Origin of the sequence: Streptomyces triticisoli (assembly GCF_003270085.1) — a bacterium.
Classification (GTDB): Bacteria; Actinomycetota; Actinomycetes; order Streptomycetales; family Streptomycetaceae; genus Streptomyces; species Streptomyces triticisoli.
Genome location: NZ_QFDQ01000256.1, coordinates 1 through 7,498 on the forward strand (window position 1 = coordinate 1; position 7,498 = coordinate 7,498).

General features: G+C 71.3%; 6 protein-coding genes and 2 pseudogenes. 2 read left to right on the forward strand and 6 right to left on the reverse strand.

Features of this window, described 5'->3' with window-relative positions; genetic code table 11:
- Positions 1-46 precede the first annotated feature (46 nt).
- Both DEP02_RS29715 and DEP02_RS29720 read right to left on the reverse strand, forming a co-directional pair.
- Complete coding sequence (locus DEP02_RS29715; protein WP_112470775.1) at positions 47-703, reverse strand: response regulator transcription factor; 657 nt, start codon at positions 701-703, stop codon at positions 47-49.
- Positions 704-1,150: 447 nt separating this feature from the next.
- Positions 1,151-1,825, reverse strand: coding sequence for a DUF3000 domain-containing protein (locus DEP02_RS29720; RefSeq protein WP_112470776.1), 675 nt, complete (start codon positions 1,823-1,825; stop codon positions 1,151-1,153).
- 124 nt (positions 1,826-1,949) lie between these two features.
- On the opposite strand from DEP02_RS29720, the gene hemE reads away from it, so the two are divergent.
- Positions 1,950-3,020, forward strand: coding sequence for a uroporphyrinogen decarboxylase (gene hemE, locus DEP02_RS29725; protein ID WP_112470777.1), 1,071 nt, complete (start codon positions 1,950-1,952; stop codon positions 3,018-3,020).
- Between the two features lie 9 nt (positions 3,021-3,029).
- On the opposite strand, the pseudogene DEP02_RS29730 reads toward hemE, so the two are convergent.
- Positions 3,030-3,995: pseudogene (locus DEP02_RS29730) on the reverse strand (endo alpha-1,4 polygalactosaminidase).
- Between the two features lie 45 nt (positions 3,996-4,040).
- On the reverse strand, positions 4,041-4,706 hold the full coding sequence (locus DEP02_RS29735) for a hypothetical protein (RefSeq protein WP_198668653.1): 666 nt from the start codon (positions 4,704-4,706) through the stop codon (positions 4,041-4,043).
- Positions 4,707-4,965: 259 nt separating this feature from the next.
- Between DEP02_RS29735 and DEP02_RS29740 the strand changes: the two genes are divergently transcribed.
- Entirely contained in the window at positions 4,966-5,895 is a 930-nt protein-coding gene (locus tag DEP02_RS29740; protein WP_157977569.1) for a helix-turn-helix domain-containing protein, read from the forward strand.
- A 176-nt stretch (positions 5,896-6,071) separates the two neighbouring features.
- Here DEP02_RS29740 and DEP02_RS35935 read toward each other — a convergent pair.
- Together DEP02_RS35935 and DEP02_RS29750 are read right to left on the reverse strand one after the other, a co-directional pair.
- A pseudogene (locus tag DEP02_RS35935) lies at positions 6,072-6,236 on the reverse strand (transposase); the annotation flags it as partial.
- A gap of 286 nt (positions 6,237-6,522) precedes the next feature.
- Positions 6,523-7,263, reverse strand: coding sequence for an SDR family NAD(P)-dependent oxidoreductase (locus DEP02_RS29750; RefSeq protein ID WP_198668654.1), 741 nt, complete (start codon positions 7,261-7,263; stop codon positions 6,523-6,525).
- Positions 7,264-7,498: the final 235 nt, after the last annotated feature.

A 7,498-nucleotide genomic window follows, 5' to 3' on the forward strand; every position in this document is an offset into this window, starting at 1 on the left:
GGGGGACGGGGAGCAGTGCGACCGGTGGGTGGCCGGCGGTGAGGGGTCAGTGGATGATGCCGGTCCGCAGGGCCACGGCGACCATGCCGGCCCGGTCACCGGTGCCGAGCTTGCGGGCGATGCGGGCGAGGTGGCTCTTGACGGTCAGCGCGGACAGGCCCATCGAGACGCCGATCGCCTTGTTCGACTGGCCCTCCGCAACCAGCCGCAGCACCTCGACCTCGCGCCCGGACAGCTCGCGGTAGCCGCCCGGGTGGCTCGGGGCACCCGGGGGGCGGCGGTGCAGACGGGCGGCGCCGATGGGGGCGGCACCCGGCCGGAGGGGGAGTCCGACGTTGGTGCGGGTGCCGGTGACGACGTAGCCCTTGACGCCCCCGGCGAGGGCGTTGCGGACGGCGCCGATGTCGTCGGCGGCGGACAGGGCCAGGCCGTTGGGCCATCCGGCGGCACGGGTCTCGGACAGCAGGGTGAGCCCCGAGCCGTCGGGCAGGTGGACGTCGGCGACGCAGATGTCACGCGGATTGCCGATGCGGGGACGGGCCTCCGCGACGGACGACGCCTCGATGACGTCACGCACTCCGAGCGCCCACAGATGGCGGGTGACGGTGGAACGGACGCGCGGGTCGGCCACGACGACCATGGCGGTCGGCTTGTTCGGGCGGTAGGCGACCAGGCTTGCGGGCTGCTCGAGGAGAACGGACACCAGGCCTCCTGGGGGGTGGGGGGACGGGGCCGGCTTGTGGGGGTCAAGCCGGGACGAACCGTGCTTGCAAGGTCACAGTCGTCTTCGGCACCAAACCCGGTGTCCTTTAGAAAATGATCACGATCTGGTGACAGTCCATGCGTGCAATTCGGACATGCTGGCGATCGTCCGAAGGTCGAATCGGTTCACTTTGGGCTGTTCAGGGTCGGTGCGTGCCCGAAAGTGGCCGTATCGACAAAGACACGGCAAGGGGTCGGCAAGACACCCGGACAGGTGTACGCACACGTGCAGGGGCCAGGTGTACGCACACGTGCAGGGGCACAGGCCGCACGCGCACGTGCGTGACCGGCCTCGGCGTGCCTGCGGATCGCGCCCGACCGGCCTCGGCGTGCCTGCGGACCTTGCCCGACCGGCCTCGGCCTGCCTCCGGATCGCGCCCGACCGGCCTCAGTGCGACTGCGGACCGCGCCGCTGCGGCAGCGTCACCACCGACGCGTCGCCCGGCCCGGCCGGCGGCAGCCCGGCCACCTGCGCCAGCAGATCGCACCAGGAGGCCAGGTGGGCGGCGGTGTCCGGCACCCCGCCCAGACCCTCCCGGGGCGTCCAGGAGGCGCGGATCTCGATCTGCGAGGCGGCGGGACGCGCCGACAGCCCGCCGAAGTAGTGCGAGCTCGCGCGCGTGACGGTGCCGCTCGGCTCGCCGTACGCCAGCCCGCGCGCCTGCAGCGCCCCGGTCAGCCAGGACCAGCACACCTCCGGCAGCAGCGGGTCGGCGGCCATCTCCGGCTCCAGCTCCGCGCGCACCAGCGTCACCAGCCGGAACGTGCCCCGCCAGGCGTCGTGCCCGGCCGGGTCGTGCAGCAGGACGAGGCGGCCGTCGGCGAGATCCTGCTCGCCGTCGACGACCGCGGCCTCCAGCGCGTACGCGAACGGGGCGAGCCGTTGCGGCGGGGGCACCTGCTCGACCTCCACCTGCGGTCGCAGCCGCGCGGCCCGCAGCGCGTCGACCGCGGCCCGGAAGGGCAACGGAGCCTGAGCCGCCCTGCTCTCTTTCCCGTGCTCTTCCTCCGCGTCGTCCATTCCGCCAGCGCCGTCCGACAGTCGTCCCTGAGCCGCAGCCATGCGGGGAAGATTAAGGGGAACCGGGCCTTTGCGCAGGGCAACACACCCCGCCGTTCCCGGCGGTGCCGCCCGGCGACCGCACACCGGGGGCCTGCTCCGGTCGGGGGCATGCGAGACTGGCCATGTGAGTGCCAACGACACGCCCGCAAGCCGGCAGCCGCAGACAGCCACCTACGACTCCGCCTTTCTCAAGGCGTGCAGGCGCGAACCCGTGCCGCACACCCCCGTGTGGTTCATGCGGCAGGCCGGTCGCTCCCTGCCGGAGTACCGCAAGGTCCGCGAGGGCATCCCCATGCTCGAGTCCTGCATGCGCCCCGAGCTGGTCACCGAGATCACCCTGCAGCCGGTCCGCCGCCACAACGTGGACGCCGCGATCTACTTCAGCGACATCGTGGTGCCCCTGAAGGCCATCGGCATCGACCTCGACATCAAGCCGGGCATCGGCCCGGTCGTCGAGCAGCCGGTGCGCACCCGCGCGGACCTCCAGCGGCTGCGGGACCTGACCCCCGAGGACGTCTCCTACGTCACCGAGGCGATCGGCATGCTCGTCAGCGAGCTCGGCCCGACCCCGCTGATCGGCTTCGCCGGCGCGCCGTTCACCCTGGCGAGCTACCTCATCGAGGGCGGCCCGTCGCGGACGTACGAGAACGCCAAGGCGATGATGTACGGCGACCCCGAGCTGTGGGCCGACCTGCTGGACCGCCTCGGCGCCATCACGACCGCCTTCCTGAAGGTGCAGATCGAGGCGGGCGCGAGCGCCGTACAGCTCTTCGACTCCTGGGCCGGCGCGCTGTCCCCCGCCGACTACCGCCGCTCGGTGCTGCCCCACTCCGCGAAGGTCCTCCAGGCCGTCGCCGGCTACGGCGTCCCGCGCATCCACTTCGGCGTCGGCACCGGCGAGCTGCTCGGCCTGATGGGCGAGGCCGGCGCGGACGTCGTCGGCGTCGACTGGCGCGTCCCGCTCGACGAGGCCGCCCGCCGCGTCGGCCCCGGCAAGGCGCTCCAGGGCAACATCGACCCGACCGTGGTCTTCGCCCCCCGGCAGGCCATGGAGGCCAAGGCCCGCGAGGTGCTGGACGCGGCCGCCGGCCTGGAGGGCCACATCTTCAACCTCGGCCACGGCGTCATGCCCCACACCGACGCGGACGCGCTCACCCACCTCGTCGAGTACGTCCACACGCAGACGGCCCGCTGAGCCACCCGCTCAGCAGGCCTTGCGCCACACCCCCGGTTCCAGCTTCTTCCGCATGGACGACAGGCCCAGCCTGCGCGCCTGCGGACAGAAGTCGCCGGTCGGCACCTCGTACTCCACGTGGAAGACCGCCTTGCCGGCCTTGACGAACGGGGTGAGCCGCTCGCATTCGTCGTACTGCGCGCACTCCTCGTTGACGGCGAAGTCGAAGTCGCCCACGAGCTGCGGGATCTGCGGGAGGTCGTTCTTGAGGCCGACCGACAGCCCGCGCTCGTGGGCGATCTCGGCGATCATGCGGTTGTAGTGGAGCTGATCGCGTGCGGTGAGTGGGAAGCCGGTGCGGTTGGAGTAGCCCTCCACCAGGTCGGGCTCCACCGCGTCGAAGCCCTTGTCCCGGCACATGTCGAACCGCCGCTCCATGATCGGGCGCAGCACGGAGAGGCGGCGGATGTCGAGCCGGCGCTCGCCGTGCCACCTGTTGGCCGCGCCGAGCACCGAGCGGGGGAAGGCGTCCTTGTCGGGGCGGAAGTCCTCCCAGGCGCCGACGTTGATGTAGCAGATCACCTTGCGGCCGTCCCGGTGCAGGCGGGCCACGTCCGACGCGGAGTTCTCGAAGCCGTCGATGTCGTAGACGGGCACGTCGGCCGAGGGGTCCACCTTGCCGTCGAGCTGTCACTGCCACTGCCAGGCCAGACCGGGGCGCGGCTGCCACAGTGCCGTACGGGGGCCGCCGGGGGGCGCGGGGGATGCAGGAGGCGCCGGGGCCGTGCTGCCCCTCGTGGGCGGGGGCGGCGTACCCGGGGCCGTCGGAGAGCGGGGATCCGGCGCCGTGCCGCGGGTGCCGGTCCGTGGAGGGCCGCTCTCGTCCCGGCCGGTCCGGCCGGTGCCGGCGCCACCGCTTGCCGGTACGCTTGTGGCTGCCGTCGCCCCGGCGTGCACCCCGACGGCTCGACTCCTGGCTTCATGGGCCGGAAGTATTCACCCCGCTCACGGAGCGGATTCCTGGCGCCCGGCAACCCTGCCTCATCGCTGCCAGACCTCTGCGACGGCGAGGTAGGCCGTCGAGGTGGGCCGCCCGGCGCTGCCACCGACTCGCGGCTGTCCGGCGATGGTGCGGCCGCCGGTGCGAATCGTGCCGTGCCCGCACGGGCCGAGCACGAGGCTGAGGCTGTGCTCGACCCCACCGCCGAGAGGGAACTCGTCGGTGGCGAACGCACGCCGGTCAAGGACGTCGCTCATGGCGACGTACACGTCGGCGGCGCGTGCACGCAGGCCGGATGTCAGATCCAGGTCCACCTTCACGGGCACCCTGTGCACGATCGGCTCGGGCCAAACGAGTCCGTCGGCCTCGGGAAAGTGGCGCACGAACTCTCGCTCCAGCCATCGGGCCAGACGCACATTGGCGCCGTAGAGATGGACGGTCTCCTCGTGCCACAGGACCAGGACGTTCCCAGCACCGTAAGGGGACCAGTCGACCTGCCAGGTCGCGGCGTAGGCGGTAAGCCGGTCACCGTCGTAGAGCACCAGTCCGGGGTTCGCGCCGACGATGACCGGCACCCTTCCGACCGGGGTTCGCGCCGTGCGGGCGGTGGCCGCGGCGGCTTGTGGGGCAAGTGCGGCACCGCCGATGACTGCGAGTGCGCCGGCAGCGGTACCGGCTCGGAGGAGTTGGCGACGATCCACGGACATGACAGGCTCCTTCGCTTCGTGCTCTGGTGAGGTGACGGCACCGACACAACGCGATCCGCGGGGCGATGCCCACAGATTCGAGCAGGCTCGAATCGCGAGCGGTGACCGCATGTCACACTTGGCGTCTGCCGAGACGAGGGGGCGGGCAGCGGTGACGGTGAGGATTCCGATGTCCGCGGACACGCTCGGGCGCTCACGGTTCGCACTCTGCCCCGCGACGGAGGTGGTCGGCAGTATTCGGCAACGCGGTAGGCAGCGTATGCCGCCGCATCTGAGGCGGCGCCGTGACCTGGCCGCAGCCCGTGTGACGGCCGGCACGCTGGGGCTGCTGCACGGGTTGATCCCGGACGACCGCCGCTACATCCCCGACTTCCTCACCCCGCCGCCGGGCAGCTCTCTGCCGTCCATCCACCAAGTCGCGGACACGGTGCGCCGAACCCCGCCGGACGAGGTCGACTACCACCTCGACATCGCCTTCCGCGGACGCGCGGTCCGCCCCGAGGTCGCCGCGACCTTCGGCAGCACCGCGGCATATGAACGGTGGCGTCGCCCAATGCCGCCCGCGGTCACCGACGCGCTGGCGGACGGCCCCGCCGCGTTGGCCGCTCGAGCGGCCGACGCCCTCGTCAACTACTTCACGGCCGTGCTCGAGCCAGAGTGGGACACCACACGTGCCCTCCTCCAGGACGACATCAGCCACCGCGCTGAGAAGATGGCCGACCTCGGCGCCGGAGCCATGATCGACAACATCGGTGACGGAGTGTGCTGGCGTGACGGTGAGGTCCGTATCGCCCGCCCGTACGACGTCCTCATCGACTGGGCCTCTGACGGATTCGTGCTGATTCCCTCCACCGCCCAGGACGAGCAGGTCCTGTTCAGCGCCGAGCGTCCGCGGACACCCGTCATCACCTACCCCGCACGGGGGGTGTTCCGCCTGTGGAACCCGTCGACGGAGCGGGGCGACGAGGCAGTCCGCGCCCTCATCGGCGACACCCGGGTCCTACTGCTCGCCAGCCTCGACGAACCCCGCTCGACATCCCAGCTGAGCCGGGACACAGCCCTGGCGCCCGCCACGGTCTCCTACCACCTGAGCATCCTGCGTCGCGCCGGCCTGGTCAGAAGCCGCCGGCGGCGTCGGGTCGTGCTCTACCAACGATGTCCCCTCGGCACCCGGCTTCTGGGCCGGTGACCGTCCATCCGGGAGCTGACCGAGTGCTCCCTGCAGGCAGTAGCCGTTGTCGCTCCGATCTTGACAGAAGAGCGTCGAGGTGGGTCCCGATCGGGGGGCGCGGGGGTGCTCGGCACACAGGGGCGGGGCCTCCTGAACAGCTCGTTGGTGTCGAATCACCGAGCGACATCAGGAGGCCCGGTGCCGCAGGACCGGCCCTTCTTCAGGAAGCCGGTCTCGTCGACCACGAGAACGCCGCCGTCGGCGCCGAGGTGTTCGGCGGCGTACGCGCGCAGGTCGTCGCGGACCGCATCGGCGTCCCAGCGGGCATGGCGCAAGCAGGCGCTGCATCGGCCCGGGCCGCGCAAGGCCCGCCTGCTCGGTCGGCCGCCGGCAGTTCTTCCGTTCGACGCTCGACAGCAGCCCGAGCAGGCAGGCGCGGGCCGCGGTCCGGGGCTCGACCCGCCCGAACCGGCCCGCGATCCGGGCCATGACCTGGTCGAACATCGCCCGCCAGCGGGCAGGGTCCACGCCATGGCCCGCGGCCACCGCACGATCTTCAGAGTCCACACAACCCCGATGATCACGCGGTGGCCGTCCCTCTTGCGGGCTGGGCCCTCAGCATGGTTGAGAAGTCGAGCTCGCGTGTCAGGCGGTGAAGCCGCCGTCGACATGGATCGAGGCTCCGGTGATGTACGAGCCGTCCGAACTTGCCAGGTGGGCGACGGTGGCCGCGATCTCGGCCGCTTCCGCGTAGCGGCCCACCGCGGTGAAGCCGGCGATCACCTCGGCGTTCGGCCCGTCAGCGGGGTTGGTATCCGTGTCGGTGGGGCCGGGGAGCACCAGATTGACAGTGACTCCACGCGGGCCGAGTTCTCGGGCCAGGCCCTTCGTCATCCCGACCAGAGCCGTCTTGCTCATCGAGTACAGCGCCAGTCCGGGGAAGACCGCACGCTCGGCGACATTGCTGCCGAGGCTGATGATCCGGCCGCCCTGGCCCATGTGACGCACTGCCGCCTGGGACGCTGCGAACGGCGCCCGGACGTTCACCGCCAGGGTGCGATCGATCTCTGCCGGCCCCAGGTCCTCGAGTGGACCGACGAGGAAGACGCCGGCGTTATTGACCAGGATGTCGAGTCTGCCGAACGTCGCGGCGGCGTCGTCCACCGCGGCGGTGAGTGCCTCAGGGATGGCGCTGTCGGCCTGGACGGCCAGTGCCCGGCGCCCTCTGGCCTTGATCTGCTCCACCACCTGGGTGGCGCGTTCCGCGTTGTTCTCATAGGTCAGGACGACGTCGGCGCCTTCTTCGGCCAGTCGTAATGCCACGGCGGCACCGATGCCCCGGCTGCCGCCCGTGATCAAGGCCACGTTTCCTTCAAGTCGGTTCATGACGTTGAGCATTGCTGGCACCAGCGCCGGAAGATGGCGGGAATCCGACCTGGCGTTCGGCCTCCGGGAGGGCAACACCATCCTGATCACGAAACCACACTGGAGTATCAACCCGTGTACGCGACCAACTCTGGCAGGCCGTCACCGAAACCGTCTGCGACTGTGAGGATGATTGTGTTCCGCACGGGGCCGTGGCCTGACCCGGTCTGCGACTGACCAAGGTGTCCTGAGCGCC

Excerpts from the sequence above, each read along its gene's own strand:
- DEP02_RS29735 (WP_198668653.1), bottom strand. The coding sequence starts at position 4,706 with ATGTCCGTGGATCGTCGCCAACTCCTCCGAGCCGGTACCGCTGCCGGC.
- DEP02_RS29750 (WP_198668654.1), bottom strand. The coding sequence starts at position 7,263 with ATGAACCGACTTGAAGGAAACGTGGCCTTGATCACGGGCGGCAGCCGG.
- DEP02_RS29720 (WP_112470776.1), bottom strand. The coding sequence starts at position 1,825 with ATGGCTGCGGCTCAGGGACGACTGTCGGACGGCGCTGGCGGAATGGAC.
- DEP02_RS29740 (WP_157977569.1), top strand. The coding sequence starts at position 4,966 with ATGCCGCCGCATCTGAGGCGGCGCCGTGACCTGGCCGCAGCCCGTGTG.